The 24,625-nt window shown below is 60.1% G+C and carries 20 protein-coding genes; 3 read left to right on the top strand and 17 right to left on the bottom strand.

What is annotated here, in order from left to right; translation table 11 throughout:
- Positions 1-33: 33 nt before the first annotated feature.
- From OKW98_RS23725 to rpsB, 17 genes are all read right to left on the bottom strand, one after another.
- A complete protein-coding gene (locus OKW98_RS23725) occupies positions 34-981 on the bottom strand; it encodes an acetyl-CoA carboxylase carboxyltransferase subunit alpha (RefSeq protein ID WP_265386911.1) in 948 nt (315 codons plus the stop codon).
- Between the two features lie 127 nt (positions 982-1,108).
- Entirely contained in the window at positions 1,109-4,630 is a 3,522-nt protein-coding gene (dnaE, locus tag OKW98_RS23730) for a DNA polymerase III subunit alpha (RefSeq protein WP_265386912.1), read from the bottom strand.
- 71 nt (positions 4,631-4,701) lie between these two features.
- Entirely contained in the window at positions 4,702-5,343 is a 642-nt protein-coding gene (gene rnhB / locus OKW98_RS23735) for a ribonuclease HII (protein WP_265386913.1), read from the bottom strand.
- Between the two features lie 11 nt (positions 5,344-5,354).
- Positions 5,355-6,491 (bottom strand): lipid-A-disaccharide synthase, encoded by a 1,137-nt coding sequence (gene lpxB, locus OKW98_RS23740; RefSeq protein WP_265386914.1) that lies wholly within the window; start codon positions 6,489-6,491, stop codon positions 5,355-5,357.
- Positions 6,492-6,493: 2 nt separating this feature from the next.
- Positions 6,494-7,270: an acyl-ACP--UDP-N-acetylglucosamine O-acyltransferase gene (lpxA, locus tag OKW98_RS23745; RefSeq protein ID WP_192170831.1), complete on the bottom strand. Its 777-nt coding sequence runs from the start codon at positions 7,268-7,270 to the stop codon at positions 6,494-6,496.
- The gene (gene fabZ / locus OKW98_RS23750; protein WP_037014232.1) at positions 7,267-7,707 is read right to left on the bottom strand and encodes a 3-hydroxyacyl-ACP dehydratase FabZ; all 441 of its coding nucleotides are present in this window, start codon (positions 7,705-7,707) and stop codon (positions 7,267-7,269) included. The genes lpxA and fabZ overlap by 4 nt, the downstream gene beginning before the upstream one ends.
- Before the next feature lie 112 nt (positions 7,708-7,819).
- Positions 7,820-8,875 carry a UDP-3-O-(3-hydroxymyristoyl)glucosamine N-acyltransferase gene (gene lpxD / locus OKW98_RS23755; RefSeq protein WP_265386915.1) on the bottom strand — a complete coding sequence of 352 codons (1,056 nt, stop codon included), beginning with the start codon at positions 8,873-8,875 and terminating at the stop codon, positions 7,820-7,822.
- A 4-nt stretch (positions 8,876-8,879) separates the two neighbouring features.
- Positions 8,880-9,383, bottom strand: coding sequence for an OmpH family outer membrane protein (locus tag OKW98_RS23760; protein WP_037014235.1), 504 nt, complete (start codon positions 9,381-9,383; stop codon positions 8,880-8,882).
- 46 nt (positions 9,384-9,429) lie between these two features.
- Positions 9,430-11,802 (bottom strand): outer membrane protein assembly factor BamA, encoded by a 2,373-nt coding sequence (gene bamA, locus OKW98_RS23765; RefSeq protein ID WP_265386916.1) that lies wholly within the window; start codon positions 11,800-11,802, stop codon positions 9,430-9,432.
- Between the two features lie 75 nt (positions 11,803-11,877).
- Entirely contained in the window at positions 11,878-13,230 is a 1,353-nt protein-coding gene (gene rseP, locus OKW98_RS23770) for an RIP metalloprotease RseP (protein WP_265386917.1), read from the bottom strand.
- A gap of 87 nt (positions 13,231-13,317) precedes the next feature.
- A complete protein-coding gene (gene ispC / locus OKW98_RS23775; RefSeq protein WP_265386918.1) occupies positions 13,318-14,508 on the bottom strand; it encodes a 1-deoxy-D-xylulose-5-phosphate reductoisomerase in 1,191 nt (396 codons plus the stop codon).
- A complete protein-coding gene (locus OKW98_RS23780; protein WP_265386919.1) occupies positions 14,505-15,323 on the bottom strand; it encodes a phosphatidate cytidylyltransferase in 819 nt (272 codons plus the stop codon). The genes ispC and OKW98_RS23780 overlap by 4 nt, the downstream gene beginning before the upstream one ends.
- Entirely contained in the window at positions 15,323-16,078 is a 756-nt protein-coding gene (uppS, locus tag OKW98_RS23785; protein ID WP_074891303.1) for a polyprenyl diphosphate synthase, read from the bottom strand. The genes OKW98_RS23780 and uppS overlap by 1 nt, the downstream gene beginning before the upstream one ends.
- Before the next feature lie 16 nt (positions 16,079-16,094).
- Positions 16,095-16,652: a ribosome recycling factor gene (gene frr / locus OKW98_RS23790; protein ID WP_065989845.1), complete on the bottom strand. Its 558-nt coding sequence runs from the start codon at positions 16,650-16,652 to the stop codon at positions 16,095-16,097.
- Positions 16,649-17,392, bottom strand: a complete 744-nt coding sequence (pyrH, locus tag OKW98_RS23795) for a UMP kinase (RefSeq protein WP_037014256.1) — start codon at positions 17,390-17,392, stop codon at positions 16,649-16,651. The genes frr and pyrH overlap by 4 nt, the downstream gene beginning before the upstream one ends.
- A gap of 221 nt (positions 17,393-17,613) precedes the next feature.
- A complete protein-coding gene (gene tsf, locus OKW98_RS23800) occupies positions 17,614-18,477 on the bottom strand; it encodes a translation elongation factor Ts (protein ID WP_265386920.1) in 864 nt (287 codons plus the stop codon).
- Positions 18,478-18,664: 187 nt separating this feature from the next.
- Positions 18,665-19,405 carry a 30S ribosomal protein S2 gene (gene rpsB, locus OKW98_RS23805; RefSeq protein ID WP_265386921.1) on the bottom strand — a complete coding sequence of 247 codons (741 nt, stop codon included), beginning with the start codon at positions 19,403-19,405 and terminating at the stop codon, positions 18,665-18,667.
- 339 nt (positions 19,406-19,744) lie between these two features.
- On the opposite strand from rpsB, the gene map reads away from it, so the two are divergent.
- The 3 genes from map (at position 19,745) to dapC (ending at position 24,604) form a co-directional block, all read left to right on the top strand.
- Entirely contained in the window at positions 19,745-20,527 is a 783-nt protein-coding gene (gene map / locus OKW98_RS23810) for a type I methionyl aminopeptidase (RefSeq protein ID WP_265386922.1), read from the top strand.
- A gap of 84 nt (positions 20,528-20,611) precedes the next feature.
- Positions 20,612-23,311 carry a [protein-PII] uridylyltransferase gene (locus OKW98_RS23815; protein ID WP_265386923.1) on the top strand — a complete coding sequence of 900 codons (2,700 nt, stop codon included), beginning with the start codon at positions 20,612-20,614 and terminating at the stop codon, positions 23,309-23,311.
- A 96-nt stretch (positions 23,312-23,407) separates the two neighbouring features.
- Positions 23,408-24,604, top strand: a complete 1,197-nt coding sequence (dapC, locus tag OKW98_RS23820) for a succinyldiaminopimelate transaminase (RefSeq protein WP_265386924.1) — start codon at positions 23,408-23,410, stop codon at positions 24,602-24,604.
- Positions 24,605-24,625 lie beyond the last annotated feature (21 nt).

Below are 24,625 nucleotides of genomic sequence, written 5' to 3' on the forward strand. Positions count from 1 at the left end.
GTTCGGTGACGCTCCTCTTGCAGATCGGTCCGGTTAAAGGCCATAGCTCATCAGGCGGTCGTAACGGCGGGTCAACAGCGCGTCGTTATCGAACTTCTGGAGCATGCTCAGTTGGCTGCTCAATTCCTCGCGGATCGATGCTGCGGCAGCGGCCGGATCACGGTGCGCGCCGCCCAATGGCTCGTTGATCACCTTGTCGACGATGCCAAGGCCTTTCAAACGCTCGGCAGTGATGCCCATCGCTTCGGCTGCATCCGGCGCTTTTTCGGCGGTTTTCCACAGGATGGAAGCACAGCCTTCCGGCGAGATCACGGCGTACGTCGAGTACTGCAGCATGTTCAGCTGATCGCACACGCCAATCGCCAGTGCGCCGCCCGAACCGCCTTCGCCAATCACGGTGGCAATGATCGGGGTCTTCAATCGCGCCATGACGCGCAGGTTCCAGGCGATGGCTTCGCTCTGGTTACGCTCTTCGGCGTCAATGCCAGGGTAAGCGCCCGGCGTGTCGATGAAGGTCAGGATCGGCATCTTGAAGCGCTCCGCCATTTCCATCAGGCGGCAGGCCTTGCGATAGCCTTCAGGGCGCGGCATGCCGAAGTTGCGGCGAACTTTCTCGCGCACTTCGCGGCCCTTCTGATGACCGATCACCATCACTGGCTGCTCGTTCAAGCGGGCGATACCGCCAACGATGGCCGCGTCGTCGGAGAAGTGGCGATCGCCATGCAGCTCGTCGAACTCGGTGAAGATGTGTTGAATGTAGTCCAGCGTGTACGGACGACGCGGATGACGCGCCATGCGCGCGATCTGCCAACTGGTCAGGTTGCCGAAAATGCTTTCGGTGAGCGTATTGCTCTTCTCTTGCAGTCGAGAGATTTCGTCGCCGATGTTCAGCGAGTTGTCATTGCCTACCAGACGCAGCTCTTCAATCTTGGCTTGCAGGTCAGCAATCGGCTGTTCGAAATCCAGAAAATTCGGGTTCATAGGCATCCGTCTTGGGTCGACGGCCAAGAGGCCGGCCGGTTGATCCGATAAGCGCCATACCATAATGGAGCGGGCGCCTTTCGGTCGAGTTTAAAGTGTCGAATCAAAAATGTTGAGCTGATCGGTGTCAGCGATACTGCAGGAAGACGTTCTCTCGTCCGAACTGGTCACGCAGCGCCTGAATCAGGCTGTCTGCGGGATCGATCCGCCACGCTTCGCCGAACTGCAGCAGGGCCTTGGCTTCCTGCCCGGTGTAATCGAGGGTGATCGGGCACGCGCCGCGATGCTTCTTGCACAGCTCGCCCAGCCAGCGCAGCCGGTCGCCCTTGAGCGCTTCGGCACGCACGTTCAGGCGCAGACTCTCTGCCAGCCCGGTACGCGCTTCTTCCAGGCTCATCACCCGTTTGGCGCGTAACCGCAGGCCGCCGGAGAAATCGTCGGTACTGACCTCCCCTTCCACCACCACCATGGCGTCGGTCTGCAGCAGCGACTGGGCGGCCTGGAACGAATCGGCAAACAGCGACGCTTCGATACGCCCCGAACGATCGTCCAGGGTGATGAAGCCCATCTTGTCGCCCTTTTTGTTCTTCATCACCCGCAGCGCGATGATCAGACCGGCGATCGTCTGGGTTTCCCGCGAGGGCTTGAGGTCCACGATGCGCTGACGCGCGAACCGGCGGATCTCGCCTTCGTATTCGTCGATTGGGTGCCCGGTCAGGTACAGGCCCAGGGTTTCTTTTTCGCCACGCAGCCGCTCCTTGAGCGTGACCTCTTTGGCGCTGCGATGGTTCGCGTAAACGTCGGCGTCGGCCTCGACGAACAGGCCACCGAAGAGATCGGCATGGCCGCTGTCATGACTGCGCGCGGTCTGCTCGGCCGCCTGAATGGCTTCTTCGAGGGCGGCCAGCAGGACACCGCGGTTGCGGTCGATGTTCGCTTGATACTGTTTCGGCTCGTCGTAGAAGAACGGCCCCAGGCGATCCAGCGCACCGCTGCGGATCAGGCCGTCGAGGGTGCGCTTGTTGACGCGCTTGAGGTCGATGCGGGCGCAGAAATCGAACAGGTCGGCGAACGGGCCTTCCTGACGCGCTTCGGTGATCGCTTCCACCGGGCCTTCGCCGACGCCCTTGATCGCGCCGAGGCCATAGACGATACGGCCGTCGTCGTTCACGGTGAACTTGAACTCGGAGTTGTTCACGTCCGGCGCATCAAGGCGCAGCTTCATGATCCGCACTTCCTCGATCAAGGTCACGACCTTGTCGGTGTTGTGCATGTCCGCTGAAAGCACCGCTGCCATGAACGGCGCCGGGTAGTGGCGCTTGAGCCAGGCGGTCTGGTAGGACACCAGCCCGTAGGCGGCCGAGTGCGACTTGTTGAAACCGTAACCGGCGAATTTTTCCACCAGGTCGAAAATGTTACCGGCCAGGTCCGGGTCGATATTGTTGGTCTTGCAGCCGTCGATGAAACCGCCGCGCTGCTTGGCCATTTCCTCGGGCTTCTTCTTGCCCATCGCACGACGCAGCATGTCGGCGCCGCCGAGGGTGTAGCCGGCCATGACCTGGGCAATCTGCATCACCTGTTCCTGATACAGGATGATGCCGTACGTCGGCGCAAGCACCGGCTTGAGGCCTTCGTACTGGTAGTCGACGTGGGGGTACGACAGCTCCGCACGACCGTGCTTGCGGTTGATGAAGTCGTCGACCATGCCCGATTGCAACGGACCGGGGCGGAACAGCGCCACCAGTGCGATCAAGTCTTCCAGGCAGTCGGGCTTGAGCTTTTTGATCAGCTCTTTCATGCCGCGGGATTCAAGCTGGAAGACGGCCGTGGTTTCGGCGCGCTGCAGCAGCTCGTAGGTCGGCATGTCGTCCAGCGGGATGAACGCGATGTCGAGGGGCTCTTCGTCGACCTTGGCGCGTTCGCGGTTAATCGTCTTCAGTGCCCAGTCGATGATGGTCAGGGTACGCAGACCCAGGAAGTCGAACTTCACCAGACCGGCCGCCTCGACGTCATCCTTGTCGAACTGGGTGACCAGGCCGCCGCCTTCTTCATCGCAGTAGATCGCCGAGAAGTCGGTCAGCTTGGTCGGCGCGATGACCACGCCGCCGGCGTGCTTGCCGACGTTACGCACAACGCCTTCGAGCTTGCGCGCCATTTCCCAGATTTCTGCCGCTTCCTCATCCACCTTGAGGAAGTCGCGCAGGATCTCTTCCTGCTCGTAGGCTTTTTCCAGGGTCATGCCGACTTCGAAAGGGATCATCTTTGACAGACGATCAGCCAATCCGTAGGACTTGCCCTGCACCCGCGCCACGTCCCGGACCACCGCCTTCGCGGCCATGGAACCAAAGGTGATGATCTGGCTGACCGCGTTGCGGCCGTATTTTTCTGCCACGTACTCGATGACCCGATCGCGGCCGTCCATGCAGAAGTCGACGTCGAAGTCGGGCATGGAGACCCGCTCGGGGTTAAGGAAACGTTCGAACAGCAGGTCGTATTCCAGCGGGTCGAGGTCGGTGATCTTCTGCACGTAGGCCACCAGCGAGCCGGCACCCGACCCCCGGCCCGGACCCACCGGCACGCCGTTGCTCTTGGCCCACTGGATGAAGTCCATCACGATCAGGAAGTAACCGGGGAAGCCCATCTGGATGATGATATCCAGCTCGAAATTCAGGCGGTCGACATAGAGCTGTCGCTTGGCCTCGTAGTCCGGCGTGGTCTCTTTCGGCCAGAGCACGGCAAGGCGCTCTTCCAGCCCCTCGAAGGACACCTTGCGGAAATACTCGTCGATGGTCATGCCATCGGGGATCGGGAAGTTGGGCAAAAAGTGCGTGCCCAGCTTGACGTCGATGTTGCAGCGCTTGGCAATCTCGACGGTGTTGGCGAGGGCGTCGGGCAGATCGCTGAACAGCTCGGCCATCTCCTCCGCACTCTTCAGGTACTGCTGATCGCTGTAGTTGTGCGAGCGGCGCGGATCGTCCAGGGCCCGGCCTTCACCGATGCACACGCGGGTTTCGTGGGCTTCGAAATCTTCCTGCTTGATGAAGCGCACGTCGTTGCTGGCAACCAGCGGCACGCCATGGCGCTCGGCCAGGGCGACGGCGGCGTGCAGGTGTTCTTCGTCATTGATACGGTTGGTGCGCTGGACTTCGATGTAGAAGCGGTCCGGAAAAACCGTGAGCCACTCCTTCAGCAATTCATCAGCTTCCGCCGGGTTGCCACCGAGCAGGGCCATGCCAATCTCGCCTTCTTTCGCCGCAGACAGGGCAATCAGCCCTTCGCTGGCCTCGGCCACCCACTCGCGCTCGATCACCACCAGGCCATTGCGCTGGCCATGCATGAAGCCACGGGAAATCAGTTCGGTGAGGTTGAGGTAGCCTTTGGGGTTCATCACCAGCAGGCTCAAACGACTGAGCGGGGCATCGCGGTCGCGTCCGGCCAGCCAGATGTCGGCGCCGCAGATTGGCTTGATGCCGGCGCCCATGGCGGCTTTATAGAATTTCACCAACGAACACATGTTGTGTTGGTCGGTCACCGCCACGGCCGGCATGTTCAGGGCCGCCAGCGTTTTGACCAACGGTTTTACTCGGACCAGACCATCAACGAGGGAGTATTCGGTGTGCAGGCGTAGATGAACGAAAGAAGCCGGCATGGTTGATCCTATGGTGCACAAAAAACGAAGGCCGGATTGTACCGGCCATTCAGAAAAACATCAGCCTGCGATCAACTGAGTGGCAGCGACGTGAAGCCGGTCGAGATCAACATGTCCCGCGCCGCCCAGGCCTGACGGACCGGCCCAAATGAACGCCGGTGAATGGGCGTCGGCCCCAAACGCGCCAAGGCCTCAAGGTGCACGGCCGTCGGATAACCCTTGTGGCCGCCGATGCCGTAACCCGGATAAAGCAGCTCCATGCGCGCCATTTCCCGGTCGCGACTGACTTTGGCCAGAATCGAGGCGGCAGCAATCGCCGGTACGTGGGCATCGCCCTGAATGACCGGCGCGCTGGGCACCGACAGCTGCGGGCAGCGGTTGCCGTCGATCAGCGCCAGTTTCGGCGTGATGATCAAGCCTTCTACCGCGCGCTTCATTGCCAGCATGGTGGCGTGAAGAATGTTCAGCTCATCGATCTCTTCGACTTCGGCCCGCGCTATATGCCAGCACAGCGCCTTCTCGCAGATCTCGTCGAAAAGCCTTTCGCGTTTGGCTTCGGTGAGTTTCTTCGAATCATTCAGGCCCAGAATCGGGCGCTTGGGGTCGAGGATGACCGCCGCAGTGACAACGGCGCCACACAGTGGGCCGCGGCCGACTTCGTCGACACCGGCGACCAGTTCTTCGACAAGGTTGAAGTCCAGACCCATTTGCATTGATTGCCTGCTCATTGTGAAGGCGATGCGCCAATCAGGTTCAACACCGCCTCGGCGGCCTGATTGGAGGCATCGCGACGCAAGGTTCGGTGAATCGCGTCGAAGCCGGCCGTCTGTGCGTCACCGTTGTCCAGCAACGGCAACAGCGTCTGCGCCAGGGCCTCGGCGGTCGCGGCGTCCTGCAGAAGCTCCGGAACCAGCAAACGCTGGGCCAGCAGGTTCGGCAGCGACACGTACGGGCTCTTCACCATCCGCTTGAGTATCCAGTAAGTCAGTGGCGCCAGACGATAGGCAACCACCATCGGTCGTTTGTACAGCAGTGCTTCGAGGGTCGCGGTCCCGGAAGCAATCAGCACGGCATCGCACGCGGCCAGCGCCACGTGGGACTGGCCGTCGAGCAGCGTCAGCGGAAGATCGCGCCCCTGCAGCAATTGCTCGATCTGTTCACGGCGCTGAGGGCTGGCACAGGGCAGCACGAAACGGATGTCGGGACGCGCGGCCAGCAAACGCTCGGCCGCGTCGAAAAACAGCGCACCGAGGCGGCCGACTTCGCCACCGCGACTGCCCGGCATCAACGCCACCACCGGGCCTTCGCCAAACCCAAGTTCAGCGCGCGCGGCCCGTTGATCGGCCTGCAGTGGAATGGTGTCGGCCAACGGATGCCCGACAAAGCGCACCGGTACGCCCTGCTCCTCATAGAAACGGGCCTCGAACGGCAGCAAGGTCAGCATCAGGTCGCAACCTTCGCGGATCTTCAGGACACGCTTCTGCCGCCACGCCCACACGGACGGGCTGACGTAATGAACGGTCTTGATGCCGGCCTGACGCAGCTTGAGCTCGATATTGAGGGTGAAGTCCGGGGCATCGATGCCGATGAACACGTCGGGCTTTTCGTCGATGAGGGTCTGAATCAGCAACTTGCGACGGGCGAGCAGCTCTTTCAGGCGACCCAGCACTTCCACGAGGCCCATGACCGATAGGCGCTCCATCGGGAAATACGACGTCATGCCCTGGGCTTCCATGAGCGGTCCGCCGACACCGATGAATTCGGCGTCCGGATGCCGCGCCTTGATCGCACGCATCAAGCCAGAGCCGAGAATGTCGCCGGACGCCTCTCCGGCGACCAGGGCAATACGCAAGCGTGCCATGGTCAGCGGGTGATGCCGCGAGTCGAAGACTGGATGGACTTGAGGAACAGCTCGACTTCAGGGAACTGCGCAGCGGGTTCGCTCAGCTCGACGATCGCCTGCTCCACGGTCAGGCCCTGACGGTAGACGGTCTTGTAGGCGCGGCGCAATGCATGGATCGCTTCCTCGGAGAAGCCCCGACGGCGCATGCCTTCAAAGTTCATGCTGCGGGCTTCGGCCGGGTTGCCGAACACGGTGACGAACGCCGGAACGTCCTTGCCGATGGCAGTGCCCATGCCGGAAAAGCTGTGTGCGCCGATGTGGCAGTACTGATGCACCAGGGTGAACCCGGACAGAATGGCCCAGTCGTCGACGTGCACATGGCCGGCCAATGCGGTGTTGTTGACCAGAATGCAGTGATTGCCGATGACGCTGTCATGACCGATGTGCGCGTAGGCCATGATCAGGTTGTGGTCACCGAGGGTGGTTTCCGCACGGTCCTGGATGGTGCCACGGTGGATCGTCACGCCTTCACGGATGACGTTGTGGTCACCGATAACCAGACGCGTCGCTTCACCTTTGTATTTCAGATCAGGCGTGTCCTCACCCACCGAAGAAAACTGGTAGATGTGGTTGTGTTTGCCGATTTTGGTCGGGCCGCGCAGGATCACATGCGGACCGATCACTGTACCCTCGCCGATTTCCACACCAGGTCCGACGATCGACCATGGGCCGACCTCCACATTGTCGGCCAGCACGGCCGTCGGATCGATGATTGCGCGAGAGTCAATCAAACTCATAGTTTGCGTTCCGCACAGATGATTTCAGCCGAGCAGACCGGCTTGCCATCCACCGATGCCTGACATTCGAACTTCCAGATCTGCCGCTTGCAGCTCAGGAACTTCGCTTCGAGGATCAACTGGTCGCCCGGCAGCACTGGCTGGCGGAAGCGCAGTTTGTCGGAGCCGACGAAGTAATACAGGGTGCCATCGGCAGGCTTCACATCGAGCATCTTGAAGCCCAGGATGCCGGCAGCTTGAGCCATGGCCTCGATAATCAGCACGCCCGGCATGATGGGGTGCTGAGGAAAGTGACCGTTGAAGAAAGGCTCGTTGATGCTGACATTCTTGTAGGCACGAATGCTTTTGGTCTCGACATCCAGCTCCACCACACGATCCACAAGCAGGAACGGGTAACGGTGCGGCAGATATTCGCGGATTTCGTTGATGTCCATCATTTCGAAGGGAAGCCTGTAGTAAAGATTGGGAGTGCGCGACTAACGCGCGTCACTCCTCTAGCAAATCAAGGAGGCAGTTTATCGGCTGTGCACGCTTGATAAGAAAAAAGTATCAGCCATCAGATGAAGCTTTACCGCCTGAGGTCACTGCCTCGACAATCTTTTCCAGGTGCTGCAGGCGTCGCGCCATGTCATCGAGGTGACGCATGCGTGCCGCGCTCTTGCGCCACTCCGCAGCCGGCTGCATCGCCGTCCCCGAAGAATACGAGCCGGGCTCGGTAATCGACCGGGTGACCATGGTCATGCCGGTGATGAAAACCCGGTCGCAAATCTCGATATGCCCCACCAGCCCGACACCGCCGGCGAGCATGCAATGCTTGCCGATCTTGGCGCTGCCCGAGATGCCGACGCACGCGGCCATGGCCGTGTGGTCGCCGATCTGGACGTTGTGAGCGATCTGAATCTGGTTATCCAGCTTCACGCCATTGCCGATGCGGGTGTCATCCATGGCGCCGCGGTCGATGGCGGTGTTCACGCCAATCTCGACATCGTCACCGATGGTCACGCCGCCAATCTGCGCAATCTTCTGCCAGACGCCTTTCTCGTTGGCGAAACCAAAACCTTCACCGCCCAACACCGCACCGGACTGGATGACCACACGCTGCCCGATCCGGACGTCGTGATACAGCGTGACGCGCGGGGCAAGCCAGCCGCCCTCGCCAATCACGCTGCGTGCACCGATGAAGCAATGGGCGCCAATGGTCACACCGGCCGCAATCCGTGCGCCGCTCTCGATGACCGCATAAGCACCCACACTGGCCGCCGGGTCGACGAACGCGTCCGCCGCCACCACGGCCGTCGGATGTACACCGACGGCAGCCTTGGGCTTGGGATCGAACAAATGGGAAATACGGGCGTAAGCCAGGTACGGATCAGGCACCAGCAACGCGTCGGCGGCATACCCTTCAGCATCCGCCGGCTTGAGCAGCACGGCAGCGGCCTGGGTGGTCGCGAGGAATTTTCGGTACTGAGGATTGGCCAGAAAACTGACCTGATCAGGACCGGCTTCCTGCAAGGTTGCCAGTCCTGTGATTTGCTTGTCCGCCGGGCCACGCAAGGTGGCGCCGAGGAACTCGGCCAATTGGCCGAGTGTGATGGTCGCGGTCATTAACTTACTTCAGCTGATTCATGCGCTCGATAACCTGGCGAGTGACGTCATATTGCGGCTTGACGTCAATCACGGCACCGCGCTCGAACACCAGGTCAAAGCCGCCTTTCTTGATGACTTCTTCTACCGCCTGATCCAGCTTCGGCTTGAGTTGCTTGAGCATGTCGCGGTCAGCAACAGCCTTGGCTTCGTTCAGCTCTTTGGACTGGAACTGGAAGTCACGTGCCTTTTGCTTGAAGTCCAGTTCCAGACGCTCACGCTCAGGCTGGGCCATTTTGTCGCCACCGGCGACCAGACGATCCTGAATACCTTTGGCGCTGCTTTCCAGCGCTTTCAGCTTGGTCAGCTGAGGACCGAATTTTTTCTCGGCATCCACTGCGTACCGCTTGGCTGCGTCGGATTCGAGCAGAGCCATCTGGTAGTTCAGTACTGCGATTTTCATATCAGCAAATGCCGGGCCTGCGATCAGAACCGTTGCCAGCAATGCCAATTGGGTCAACTTACGCACGATGTAACTCCTACAGAATCCGTTGTCATTAGCAGTGATCAGACCCTTAGAAGGTCTGACCGAGAGAGAATTGGAAGACCTGGGTTTCGGTGCTGTCGTCCGGTTTCTTGACCGGCATCGCCAGGGCAAAACTCAACGGACCCAGTGCAGTGACCCATGTCACGCCGACACCGACGGAGCTGGCCAGGCCGGAAAGATCAGGGCCGTTGCATTCGACCTTCTGACCATCGGTCGTGGTCTTCTGCGAACCGCAGTTGGTATTGAAGGTGTTACCCACGTCCCAGAAGATCGAGGTACGCAGCGAACGCTGGTCCTTGATGAACGGCAGCGGGAACAGGATTTCCGCACCACCGGTGATCAGAACGTTACCACCGAACGGCAGCGGATCCTGATCCGGGTCAGCGGTGGTGCCGCGCTTGCCGCTACTCGGCGTACTGCGTGGGCCCAAGGTGCTGTCTTTGAAGCCACGCACCGAGTTGAAGCCGCCGGCGTAGTAGTTCTCATAGAACGGCAGACCGGACGTCGAACCATAACCGTCGCCGTAACCCAGCTCAGAGTGCAGACGCAGGGTGTAGTTATTGGTGATCGGGTGGAACAGCTGACCGCGATAATCAAGCTTGTAGAACGACAGGTCGCTGCCCGGAATGGTGGTTTCCAGGGTCAGGCTCTGGGAGCTGCCACGGGTCGGCAGGGTACCTTTGTTCAGCGTCGACTCGGACCAGCCTACCGATGCCTTGAAGTTGGTGAAGCTGTCGCCTTCTTTGTCGATGAAGTCGAAGATCTCGTCAACCGTGTACTTACCGGTACTGATTTCATCTTTCTGTACCGACAGGCCGAAGTTCAGGCGAGAGGTCTCGCTGATCGGGTAGCCCATGTTGATGCCGCCACCCAGGCTGTCCACCGAGTAGCTCGCCACGTCGACGTCGAGGTCGCTGTAGTCGGTCTTGCGGTAGAACGCGCTGTAGCCAAGGCTCACACCGTCCGGCGTGAAGTACGGATCGACGTAACTGAAGTTGTAACGGGTCTGGTATTCGCTTTTGGTCAGACCGATGCTGACCTTGTTACCCGTACCCAGGAAGTTGTTCTGGCTGATGGAGCCGCCGAGGATCAGACCGGCGCTCTGCGCAAAGCCGACGCTGGCGGTGATCGAACCGGACGCCTGCTCTTCAACGGCGTAATTCACGTCCACCTGATCGTCGGTGCCAGGCACCGCCGGGGTTTCAACGTTCACTTCCTTGAAGAAGCCCAGACGGTCAAGACGGGTCTTGGACTGGTCGATCAGGTAAGTAGATGCCCAACCGCCTTCCATCTGGCGCATTTCGCGACGCAGCACTTCGTCCGCTGTCTTGGTGTTGCCACGGAAGTTGATGCGGTTGACGTAGGCACGCTTGCCCGGATCGACGACAAACATGATGTCGACCGTATGGTCTTCATCGTTCGGCGTCGGAACACCGTTGACGTTGGCGAAGGTATAACCCTCGTTACCCAGACGACGGGTGATCAGCTCGGACGTGGTGGTCATCACCTTGCGGGAGAACACCTGGCCCGGTTTGACCAGCAGCAGCGATTTGACCTGGTCTTCAGGGACCTTCAGGTCGCCACTCAGCTTGACCGACTTGACGCTGTACTTCTCGCCTTCATGGATGTTGACGGTGATGTACACGCTTTTCTTGTCGGGCGTGATGGACACCTGGGTCGAGGCGATATCCATGTTGATATAGCCGCGATCGAGGTAGTACGAACGCAGACGTTCCAGGTCGCCGGAGAGTTTTTCACGGGCGTACTTGTCGTCGTTCTTGAAGAAGGAAAGCCAGTTGGTGGTTTTCAACTCAAAAAGATCGACCAGATCGGCTTCAGGAAAAACCGAGTTGCCCACCACGTTGATGTGCTGGATGGCGGCGACCGCGCCTTCGTTGATGTTGATCTTCAGACCCACACGGTTACGCGGCTGCGCGACGACTTCAGTCGCGACTTCTGCGGAATAGCGGCCCTGTGCAACGTACTGACGTTGCAGCTCGTTGCGCACGCCTTCCAGCGTGGCGCGCTGGAAGATTTCGCCTTCGGCCAGACCCGACTGCTTCAGACCCTTCATCAGGTCCTCAGTGGTGATCGCTTTGTTGCCTTCGATCTCGATACTCGAAACCGACGGACGCTCGACAACTGTGATGACCAGGACGTTGCCGTCGCGGCCCAGCTGGATGTCCTGGAAAAATCCGGTTTTGAACAGCGCGCGAGTGGCGTCGACAAGACGCCCATCATCGGCCTGTTCACCCACATTCAACGGCAGCGCGCCAAACACGCTGCCGGCGGAAACCCGCTGCAGACCGTTGACACGGATATCGGAGATAGTGAAGGACTCGGCGTGAACTTCGGCGATCATCAGTACGGCAAGAACCGCAGTTAGCAGCAGACGTTTCATGAAGTCCTTTCTTATTCCAACTGGCAATAAACAAACTGCCGCAAAATGCGGCAGATTCACAATTCGGCGTAGCTTTTACAGTCGTCCCAGATCGTTGACCAGTGCGAGCAACATCACTCCGACCACCAGACTGATACCGATCTGAACCCCCCAGCCCTGCACCTTCTCTGACAGTGGTCGACCACGCGCCCACTCGATCAGATAAAACAGCAAGTGCCCCCCATCCAGCACTGGTATGGGCAGCAAATTGAGAACACCCAGGCTTATGCTCAGATAAGCGAGGAAATTCAGGAAGTCACCTACGCCTGACTGGGCCGAAGCGCCCGCCACTTTAGCAATGGTTATCGGTCCGCTCAAGTTTTTTACCGAGAGCTCGCCGAACAACATTTTCTTGAGCGAATCGAGGGTCAGCACGCTCATGGTCCAGGTACGCCGCGCGCCTTCTGCGACGGCGGCTACAGGCCCATAGCTGACCTCGCGCAACATCTCCGGCGGCCAATCCACGCCTTTGACACCTGCGCCGAGATAACCGGTCGCCGCAGTGCCTTCGCCCCGTGTCACCAGATCGACGGGCACATCCAGCCGAGCGCCATCGCGCTCGACGCTCACGGAAATACGCGTATCGGGGTGCACACGAACCCAGTCCACCACCTTTTGCCATTCGTCGACCGCTTCACCATTAAGGGCCAGCAGGCGGTCGCCGGTTTTCAACCCGGCGGTTTGTGCGGGGCCTTTAGGATCGAGCTCTGCCAACACCGGCGGCAGGGCCGGACGCCACGGGCGAATACCCAGAGAGCGAATCGGGTCCGGCTCGGCTGCGCCCTTGAGCCAGTCGTTGAGCACCAGCGAACGCGGCGTTTCCACGTCAGAACCCTGCTCGCGAACCTTCAACGCGATGCTGCCGCTCTCACCCAGGCGACGCACCAGTTGCAAGTTAACGCCCGCCCATCCGGTGACAGCCTCGCCGTCCACCGACACGATTTCCTGGCCGGAACTCATTCCGGCCTTTTCCGCGATACTGCCTGGCTCGACGCCGCCCACGACAGGCCGGACCTGTTGGCTGCCCAACATCGCGAGTACCCAGAAAAATACAATCGCCAGCAGAAAGTTGGCAATCGGTCCGGCAATCACGATGGCGATTCGCTGATAGACCGACTTACGGTTGAAGGATTGATCGGCCAGTTCGGGTGGGACGTCGCCCTCCCGTTCGTCGAGCATTTTCACGTAGCCGCCGAGCGGAATCGCCGCCACGACGTATTCGGTGCCTTGGCGATCACTCCAGCGCAGCAACGGCATGCCAAAGCCCACCGAAAAACGCAGGACCTTGACGCCACAGCGACGTGCCACCCAGAAGTGGCCGAATTCGTGAAACGTCACCAGTACGCCCAGCGCAACCAGGGTGCCGACAATCATGTATAGCGCGCTCATCGCTGCTCTCCGGGTACCGATCTAGCGGTGCGTTGAAGCCCACATTGCGTGCGAATTATAGAAAACATTACTGCCTGAACCGACTGCCTAGCGACCATTGCGACCTAACCACTGCTCGGCCAGCGCGCGGGCCCGTGCATCAATCTCAAAAACCGTCTCCAGCTCGGACACGGCGACGACAGGCTCAAGGTTCAGAACCTCGTCGATCATACTCGCGATTTCCGGATAGCGAATGCGCTTGTCCAGAAAGGCGGCGACCGCGACTTCATTGGCAGCGTTCAGAACGGCAGGCGCACTGTCGCCCGCCTCAGCAGCTTGCCGCGCCAGACGCAGGCATGGGAAGCGCACTTCGTCCGGTGCCTCGAAGTCCAGCCGCGCGATGCTGAACAGATCCAGCGGGGCGACGCCCGAGTCGATGCGCTCGGGCCAGGCCAGCGCGTGGGCAATCGGCGTACGCATGTCGGGATTACCCAACTGCGCCAGCACCGAGCCGTCGACGTAATCGACCATCGAATGGATCACGCTCTGCGGGTGAATCACCACCTCGATCCGCGCGGGTGTCGTGTCGAACAGCCAGCAGGCTTCGATCAGCTCGAGGCCCTTGTTCATCATGCTGGCGGAATCAACGGAAATCTTGCGACCCATGGACCAGTTGGGATGGGCGCAGGCCTGATCCGGGGAGACATGCTCCAGCTCGGCGAGCGGCGTCTGCCGGAACGGACCACCGGATGCGGTCAACAGAATACGCCTGACGCCGACCTTCTCGAGACCGCTTTCGTAATCACGGGGCAGGCACTGGAAAATTGCGTTGTGCTCACTGTCGAGCGGCAGCAGTACCGTGCCACTGCGGCGAACAGCCTGCATGAACAAGGCGCCGGACATCACCAGCGCTTCCTTGTTGGCCAGCAGGACTTTCTTGCCCGCCTCGACAGCGGCGAGGGTCGGGCGCAAACCGGCGGCACCGACAATCGCGGCCAGCACCGTATCCACCAGAGGGTGCGCAGACACTTCACAGAGCCCGCCCTCCCCCACCAGCACGCGAGTATCCAGACCGGCGGCGCGCAGGTCGTCCTGCAACTGGCGGGCGGCGGCCGTCGTCGGCACCACGGCAAACTGCGGGGTATGACGAACGCACAACGCCAACAGTTCGGCCAGACGCGTATAGCCTGTGAGCGCAAACACCTGGTAACGCGCCGGGTGCCGCGCGATGACATCCAGCGTGCTCAGACCCACCGAGCCCGTTGCGCCAAGCACGGTAATGAGCTGAGGCGTACTCACATCACGCCCCAGTCCTGGGCAGCCCAGAGCAACAAGGCGAACACCGGAATGGCGGCAGTCAGGCTGTCAATGCGATCCAGCACGCCGCCGTGGCCCGGCAGCAGGTTGCTGCTGTCCTTGACCCCGGATTTTCGCTTGAACATGCTCTCGGTGAGATCACCGACGACCGAGATCAGCACAACAATCGCCGCACACACCAACGCGAAGATGATTTCGCCCAGTGACCAGCCGCGATAAATACCCACCACCGCAGTGATCAGCAGACACGTCACCAGACCACCATAAAGGCCTTCCCAGCTTTTACCCGGGCTGACTTTCGGCGCCAGCTTGCGCTTGCCGAATGCCTTGCCAGAGAAGTAGGCGCCGATGTCCGCACCCCATACCAGAATCATCACCGAGAGGATTAGCCAGTTGCCCAGCGGCATTTGCTTGATCAGCACCAGCCCCTGCCAGGCCGGCAGCAGTATCAGCAAACCGATCAGCAGCTTGCAGATGGCACTGGACCAATGCTCGCTGGACTCAGGAAAAGTGAGCACCAGCCAGGTTGCCACCAGCCACCAGATCAGCGCCGCCACCAGCAACCATGGCGCGAGGTCCGGCAGCAGGTACAACACAAACAGCAGGGCAGCGACCACCACGGCGTACAGAACGCGGGCTGATTGCGCTTCGAAACCGGCAAGACGGGCCCACTCCCAAGCGCCGAGCACGACGACCGCACCGATGAACAACGCGAAGCTGCCGCCTGCCAGGAGGAAGAAACCGCACAGGGCCAGCGGCGCAAGGATCAGCGCAGTGATGATTCGTTGTTTGAGCATTAAGCGCGGGCTCCAGCTTCTACCTGTTCGCTGGTTTTCCCGAAGCGACGTTGGCGAGAAGCGAAATCGGCCAGCGCAGTGCGCATGGCATCGTGTTTGAAGTCCGGCCAGAACAGGTCGGAGAAATACAGCTCGGCATAGGCCAGCTGCCAAAGCAGGAAATTGCTGATGCGGTGCTCGCCGCCCGTGCGGATGCAGAGGTCGGGCAACGGCAGGTCGCCAGTGGCCAGGCACGTTTGCAGCAGCTCCGGCGTGATGTCCTCCGGACGCAGATGGCCTGCCTGAACTTCGCGCGCCAGCCGCTGGGCGGCCTGCGCGATATCCCACTGTCCGCCGTAGTTGGCGGCGATCTGCAGAACAAAGCGGCTGTTTTCAGCCGTGCGCTGCTCAGCTTCGCGGATGGCGGCCTGCAGCTCGGGATGAAACCGCGAACGGTCGCCGATGATGCGCAGGCTGATGCCGTTCTCGTTCAGGCGCTTGGTCTCGCGACGCAGCGCCGTGAAAAACAACTCCATCAGCGCACCGACTTCTTCCGCCGGGCGCTGCCAGTTCTCGCTGGAAAACGCGAACAAGGTCAGCACTTCGACCTTGGCTTCGGCACAGACCTCAATCACTGCACGAACAGCATCAACGCCGGCCTTGTGGCCTGCTACACCGGGCAGCAGGCGCTTCTTGGCCCAGCGGTTGTTCCCATCCATGATGATCGCGACATGACGCGGCACCGAGGCAGGCGCAGCCAGCTTTGTCTTATCCATGAAAGCTTCCCGGCCCTTATACGGCCATCAGGTCCGCTTCTTTGGACTTGGTCGCAGCGTCGATGTCCGCCTCAGCCTTGTCCGTCAGCTTCTGGATGTCGGCAGCGGCGCGGCGCTCCTCGTCTTCGCTGATTTCCTTGTCCTTGACCAGCTTCTTCAGTTCACCCAAAGCGTCACGGCGGATATTACGCACGGCCACGCGGGCGTCTTCTGCGGCGCTGCGTGCCTGCTTGGTGAAACCCTTACGGGTCTCCTCCGTCAGGGCAGGCATGGAGATCAACAGCATCTCGCCCAGGTTCGTCGGGTTGAGGTTCAGGCCGGCGCTCTGAATGGCCTTGTCGACCGCAGAGAGCATGTTGCGCTCGAACGCCACGACCTGCAGCGTGCGGGAGTCCTTCACGGTGACGTTGGCAACACCGCTCAACGGGGTGTCGGAACCGTAATACGGCACCATCACGCTGCCGAGAATGCTCGGGTGCGCCTTGCCGGTACGGATCTGGCCGAATGCATGGGCCAGGGACTCAAGGGATTTCTTCATCCGCTCTTGAGCGTCTTTCTTGATTTCGTTGATCATTGTTCGCCTTCCTCGATCAAAGTACCTTCCGCGCCGCCGTGCACAATGTTCAGCAGGGCGCCGGGCTTGTTCATATTGAAGACACGCAGTGGCATCTTGTGGTCACGACACAGACAGATGGCTGTCAGATCCATTACACCCAGCTTGCGATCCAGCACTTCGTCATAGGTCAGACGATCGAACTTCTCGGCATGCGGGTCCTTGAATGGATCGGCAGTGTACACACCATCGACCTTGGTTGCTTTCAGCACGACATCAGCGTCGATCTCGATCGCGCGCAGGCACGCTGCCGAATCCGTGGTGAAGAACGGATTGCCGGTACCGGCCGCGAAGATCACGACTTCCTTTGCGTTCAAGTGACGCATGGCTTTGCGACGATCGTAGTGATCGGTCACGCCCACCATGGAAATGGCTGACATCACGATGGCCGAGATGTTGGCTCGCTCCAGCGCGTCACGCATGGCCAGCGCATTCATCACGGTGGCCAGCATGCCCATGTGGTCGCCAGTGACCCGATCCATACCGGCCGCGCTCAGCGCTGCACCGCGAAACAGGTTACCGCCACCGATGACCAGACCGACCTGAACGCCGATGCCCACCAGCTGACCGACTTCCAGTGCCATGCGATCCAGCACCTTGGGGTCGATGCCGAACTCTTCCGACCCCATCAGGGCCTCGCCGCTGAGCTTGAGTAGAATGCGTTTATAGCGAGCTTGATAGCCACTGCCCTGCTGAGCCATTGCGAATCTCTCCTGCGGCGTTTGAAAAAAATCGTTCGAGTCGCGGACCGCGTTTGGCCTGCGCTAACTCCAGGTGACAGCTTCAGGGAATTGCAGCCTCGTAGGCCCAAATCCCTGCAAAAACAAATTCCGTGCAGCAATACAATTCCGCGTACCGCTTTGACAAAGAGGCTGCGCGCGTGAGCGGGCAGCCTCTTCGGGGCGACAGTTAGAAAACCGTCTTATTGCTTGCTTGCAGCTACTTGAGCAGCGACTTCTTCAGCGAAGTTGTCGACTGGCTTCTCGATGCCGTCGCCTACTTTGAAGTAGGTGAAGGAAACGATTTCAGCGCCGGCTTTCTTGGCCAGTTCACCGACCTTGACTTCCGGGTTCTTGACGAACGCTTGCTCAACCAGGCTCGCTTCAGCCAGGAACTTGCTGATACGACCGCCAACCATCTTCTCGGCGATTTCGGCAGGCTTTCCTTTCAGCTTGTCTTCGTTCAACTGCATGAAGACATTCTTCTCGCGCTCGATCGCTTCTGGCGAAACGTCCGACGGCAGCAGGAACTCAGGGTTGGTCGCTGCTACGTGCATGGCGATGTCTTTCGCCAGCTCGGCATTGCCGCCCTTGAGGACAACAACCACGCCGATCTTGTTGCCGTGCAGGTACGAACCCAGGACGTCGCCTTCGATGCGTGCCAGACGACGGATGTTGACGTTCTCGCCAACCTTGCCGACCAGAACCAGACGATCAGCTTCCAGCGCTTCAACCAGAGGTTCAACGGTGGTCAGCTTGTCAGCGAAGGCTTTTTCGACGCCTTTGGCGACGAATGCCTTGAAGTCGTCCTGCAGAGCCAGGAAGTCGGTCTGGGAGTTGACTTCGATCAGGACTGCGGCTTTGCCGTCGTCCTTGATAGCGATGGCGCCTTCAGCAGCAACGTTGCCTGCTTTCTTGGCTGCCTTGATTGCGCCCGAAGCACGCATATCGTCGATGGCTTTTTCGATGTCGCCGCCGGCCTTGGTCAAGGCCTTTTTGCAATCCATCATGCCTTCGCCGGTACGCTCGCGCAGTTCTTTGACCAACGCTGCAGTAATCTCTGCCATTTCAAAATCCTCTTGGATAGGTCTTCAACCATTCCACCCGCAAGACGGGCGTTCAAATTCTTGAAAATCCATGGTGACTGCTGCACATGACAATAAGATCGATGGCAACGTCAGATGGTTTTCGAGGTGGCAAAAAGGGGGCCAAGCCCCCTTTTTGCGTACTGAGTCAACGCCAGGCGTTTGTTACTCAGCCTTCAACAGTTGCCGCTGGAGCTTCTTCAGCGTAAACGTCGGTGCCGCCGCCATTGTTGTTGCGACCGCGGATCACAGCGTCAGCCATCGAACCCATGTACAACTGGATGGCGCGGATTGCGTCATCGTTGCCCGGGATGATGTAGTCAACGCCTTCAGGGCTGCTGTTGGTGTCGACAACGCCGATGACCGGGATACCCAGCTTGTTGGCTTCGGTGATCGCGATGCGCTCGTGATCAACGTCGATAACGAACAGAGCGTCTGGCAGACCGCCCATGTCCTTGATACCACCCAGGCTACGGTCCAGTTTTTCCAGATCGCGAGTACGCATCAGCGCCTCTTTCTTGGTCAGCTTGGTGAACGTGCCGTCTTCTGCCTGGATTTCAAGATCACGCAGACGCTTGATGGAAGCGCGGATGGTCTTGAAGTTGGTCAGCATGCCGCCCAACCAGCGGTGATCGACGTACGGCGAACCGCAACGTGCTGCTTCTTCAGCAACGATCTTGCCAGCGGAACGCTTGGTGCCGACGAACAGGATCTTGTTTTTGCCCTGAGCCAGGCGCTCAACGAAAGTCAAAGCTTCGTTGAACATAGGCAGGGTTTTTTCAAGGTTGATGATGTGGATCTTGTTGCGCGCGCCGAAAATGTATTTACCCATTTTCGGGTTCCAGTAACGGGTCTGGTGACCGAAGTGCACACCGGCCTTCAGCATATCGCGCATGTTGACTTGGGACATGATAGTTCCTTGATAAGTCGGGTTAGGCCTCCACGTATCCCAATGACCAACCAGCGGCTTGAGCCGAAGGCACCCAGGTCATCGTGTCGACACGTGTGTGGGTTAGAGCTTTCGGGGCAGACCCCGTAAAGCGGCGCATTTTATATCACAAAAGACTGGATAACGGAACTCGAAATAAGCGCCTGTTTTTCCGACGCTTTTATCCCCCTCGCGTGAGCGGTAGGGCGCCCTGCCAGCGGCAATGTGAGGCGCGATGATAACCCGCCTGACGACGGTCTGGTAGAATCGCGTTTTTTCCGTATCAAGCCGTGGCTGCGCCGCGCCGAGAGAGCCTGCTTAATGACCGTGACACTGAAGACCCCCGAAGACATCGAAAAGATGCGAATTGCCGGCCGCCTGGCTGCCGACGTGCTGGAAATGATCGGCGCCTATGTAAAGCCTGGCGTGACCACCGACGAGCTGGACCGCCTCTGCCACGATTATATCGTCAACGAGCAACAGGCCATTCCGGCGCCGCTGAATTACAAGGGCTTCCCGAAATCCATCTGCACGTCGATCAACCATGTGGTCTGCCACGGCATTCCGAACGAGAAGCCGCTCAAGAATGGCGACGTGCTGAACATCGACGTGACCGTCATCAAGGACGGCTACCACGGCGACACCAGCAAGATGTTCCACGTGGGCAAAGTGCCTGAGTGGGCCGAGCGTCTGTCCCGTGTCACGCAAGAGTGCCTCTATAAAGGCATCGAAGTGGTCAAGCCCGGCGCGCACCTGGGCGATATCGGCGAAGTGATCCAGAAGCACGCCGAGAAAAACGGCTTCTCGGTCGTCCGCGAATACTGCGGCCACGGTATCGGCAGGGTCTTTCATGAAGAACCACAAGTGCTGCACTACGGCGAGGCCGGCGACGGCATGGAGCTGAAAGAAGGCATGACCTTCACCATCGAGCCGATGATCAACCAGGGCAAAGCCGACACGCGTTTGCTGGGCGACGGCTGGACAGCCATCACCAAGGATCGCAAGCTGTCGGCACAGTGGGAGCACACCATTCTGGTGACCGCGACCGGCTACGAAATCTTCACGCTGCGCAGCGATGACACCATCGCCCGCACCTCGGCCTGATCGCGACGTCATTCGCCATCACGGTCGGTACAGCCAGCACGGTCGCTTTAGCACGGTCGGTATAGATAGAAGGAAAGCAGTTCGATGCCGCAGGTGGACCCAGATTTGTTCGATCGCGGGCAGTTTCAGGCCGAGCTGGCTTTGAAGGCCAGCCCCATACCCGCCTTCAAGAAAGCCATCCGTCAGGCGCGCGAAGTGCTGGACGGGCGCTTCAAGTCAGGCCGGGAAATTCGCCGGCTGATCGAAGACCGTGCCTGGTTCGTCGACAACATCCTGCAACAGGCCTGGGATCAGTTCGACTGGAGCGAAGATGCCGACATCGCCTTGCTGGCGGTCGGCGGCTACGGTCGCGGCGAACTGCACCCCTACTCCGACATCGATCTGCTGATCCTGCTGGACAGCGCCGACCATGAAGTTTTCCGCGATTCCATCGAGCGCTTTCTGACGCTGCTTTGGGACATCGGCCTGGAAGTCGGTCAGAGCGTGCGCTCGGTGGACGAATGCGTCACCGAAGCCCGGGCCGATCTGACCGTCATTACCAATTTGATGGAGAGCCGCACGATTGCCGGTCCCGAGCGTCTGCGCCAGCGCATGCTCGCCGTCACCAGCACCCGCGAAATGTGGCCGAGCAAGGAGTTTTTCTTGGCCAAACGCGCCGAGCAGAAGAACCGCCATCACAAGTATTTCGACACCGAGTACAACCTCGAGCCCAACGTCAAAGGCTCGCCCGGCGGGCTGCGCGATATTCAGACCATTCTCTGGGTTGCCCGCCGCCAGTACGGCACGCTGAATCTGCACGCACTGGCCGACGAAGGTTTCCTGCTGGAGAGTGAAAACGCGCTGCTGGCGTCCTCCCAGGAATTTCTCTGGAAGGTCCGTTACGCGCTGCACATGCTCGCCGGGCGTTCCGAAGACCGTCTGCTCTTCGATTACCAGACCAGCATCGCGCGCCTGCTGGGTTACGAGGACAGCGACGCCAAACTGGCCATCGAGCGCTTCATGAAGAAGTACTACCGGGTGGTCATGAGCATCGCGCAGCTCAGCGACCTGATCATCCAGCACTTCGAAGAAGTCATCCTCGCGGACGACGAAGGCACGGTCACCGAGACGATCAACTCGCGTTTCCAGTTGCACGACGGCTACATCGAAGCGACCCATCCGAACGTCTTCAAGCGCACGCCTTTCGCGATGATCGAGATCTTCGTGCTGATGGCGCAGCGCCCGGAAATAAAGGGCGTGCGGGCCGACACCATTCGCCTGCTGCGCGAGCACCGCTACCTGATCAACGACGATTTCCGCAACGATATCCGCAACACCAGCCTGTTCATCGAGCTGTTCAAGTGCGAAATCGGCATCCATCGCAATCTGCGGCGGATGAACCGTTACGGCATTCTCGGGCTGTACCTGCCGGAGTTCGGCCACATCGTCGGGCAGATGCAGCACGACCTGTTCCATATCTACACGGTCGACGCCCATACCCTGAACCTGATCAAGCACCTGCGTAAGCTGCAATACACGCAGGTGTCAGAGAAATTCCCGCTGGCCAGCAAGCTCATGGCCAGACTGCCCAAGCCGGAGCTTATTTATCTGGCCGGGCTGTATCACGACATCGGCAAGGGCCGCGGCGGCGATCACTCGGAACTGGGCGCGATCGATGCCGAAGCGTTTGGCATTCGCCATCACCTGCCCCACTGGGACACTCAGCTGATTGTCTGGCTGGTGCAGAACCATCTGGTCATGTCGACCACTGCCCAGCGCAAGGACTTGTCCGACCCGCAGGTGATTCACGACTTCGCCCAGTTCGTTGGCGATGAAGTGCATCTGGACTACCTCTACGTGCTGACCATCGCCGACATCAACGCAACCAACCCGACGCTGTGGAACTCCTGGCGCGCCAGCCTGTTGCGCCAGCTGTACACCGAGACCAAGCGCGCGCTCAAGCGTGGGCTGGAGAACCCGGTCGACCGCGAAGAGCAAATCCGGCGCACGCAGACCGCTGCGCTGGACATCCTGGTGCGCAGCGGCACCGACCCCGATGACGTCGAGCAATTGTGGTCGCAGCTGGGTGATGATTATTTCCTGCGTCACACCGCAGGCGACGTGGCCTGGCACAGCGATGCGATTTTGCAGCAACCAGCCGACGGCGGCCCGTTGGTGCTGATCAAGGAAACCACCCAGCGCGAGTTCGAAGGCGGCACGCAGATCTTCATTTATGCGCCCGACCAGCATGACTTTTTCGCCGTGACCGTGGCGGCGATGGACCAGCTGAACCTGAACATTCACGACGCCCGGGTGATCACCTCCACCAGCCAGTTCACCCTCGACACCTACATTGTGCTCGACAGTGAAGGCGGTTCGATCGGCGAAAATCCGGAGCGGATCAAGGCCATTCGCGAAGGCCTGACCGAAGCGCTGCGCAACCCCGACGATTACCCGACGATCATCAAACGCCGGGTACCGCGCCAGCTCAAGCACTTTGCCTTTGCACCCGTGGTGACCATTTCCAACGACGCACAGCGGCCGGTCACGGTGCTGGAGCTCAGTGCGCCGGATCGCCCCGGGCTGCTGGCTCGACTGGGCAAGATCTTCCTGGAGTTCGATCTGTCATTGCAGAACGCCAAGATCGCCACGCTGGGCGAGCGCGTGGAAGACGTGTTCTTCCTGACCGATGAAAACCACCAGCCGCTGTCCGATCCGCAACTGTGCCGACGCCTGCAGGATGAAATCGTCGAGCAGCTCAGCGTCAACCCGGAGCCCGGCAGCGAAATGCGCATCAGCATCTGAAACCGCCAGGACGGCACGACTTAACGACTTGATTCCACGGCGCCCAGCCACATCGTGACCACGAGTGCGTGCGCCCAGCCTTGAGAACGATTCGACATGAATAACGCCCTGCTGCAGCTTCAGCCCTACCCTTTCGAGAAACTTCGCGCGTTGCTCGGTGCTGTCACGCCGAATCCAGACAAACGTCCGATCGCCCTGTCGATCGGCGAACCCAAGCACAAATCGCCGGAATTCGTCGCCAAGGCGCTGGCGGACAACCTCGATCAGATGGCGGTCTACCCGACCACGGCCGGGATTCCTGCGCTGCGTGAAGCCATCGCAAAATGGTGCGAGCGCCGTTTCAGCGTGCCGGCCGGCTGGCTGGATGCAACCAAACATGTGTTGCCGGTCAACGGCACCCGCGAGGCGCTGTTTGCCTTTACCCAGACGGTCGTCAATCGCGCTGACAACGGCCTGGTGATCAGCCCCAACCCGTTCTACCAAATCTACGAAGGCGCGGCGTTTCTGGCCGGCGCCACACCGCACTACCTGCCGTGCCTGGCCGAGCACGGTTTCAATCCGGATTTCGACGCGGTCAGCGCTGACGTCTGGGACCGCTGCCAGATTCTGTTTCTGTGCTCGCCGGGCAACCCGACCGGTGCGCTGATCCCGCTGGAAACCCTGAAGAAGCTCATTGCCCTGGCCGACAAGCACGATTTCGTGATCGCGGCCGACGAGTGCTACAGCGAGCTGTATTTCGACGAAGCCACTCCGCCGGCCGGTCTGCTCAGCGCGTGCGCGGAACTCGGGCGGCAGGATTTCAAGCGCTGCGTGGTGTTCCATAGCCTGTCCAAGCGCTCGAACCTCCCGGGGCTGCGTTCGGGTTTTGTCGCGGGCGATGCCGAGATTCTCAAGGCGTTTCTGCTCTATCGGACCTACCATGGCTGCGCGATGCCGGTGCAGACGCAACTGGCGAGCATCGCGGCCTGGAGCGACGAGGAACACGTGCGCGCCAACCGCACGCTGTACCGGGAAAAGTTTGACGCCGTGCTGGAAATCCTCAGCCCGGTCATGGACGTGCAACACCCGGATGGCGGTTTCTATCTGTGGCCCAGCGTCGGGACTGATGACGCGAAGTTCTGCCGGGATTTGTTCGTCACCGAACACGTGACCGTGGTGCCCGGTTCGTACCTGTCCCGCGATGTCGACGGCTTCAATCCCGGCGCCGGCCGCGTGCGCATGGCACTGGTTGCACCGCTGGCCGAGTGCATCGAAGCGGCGCAGCGCATCCGGGATTTTGTAACCAGCCGCTGAGAGCTGGCTCGCTGAGGCCAG

Source organism: Pseudomonas sp. KU26590, assembly GCF_026153515.1.
Classification (GTDB): Bacteria; Pseudomonadota; Gammaproteobacteria; order Pseudomonadales; family Pseudomonadaceae; genus Aquipseudomonas.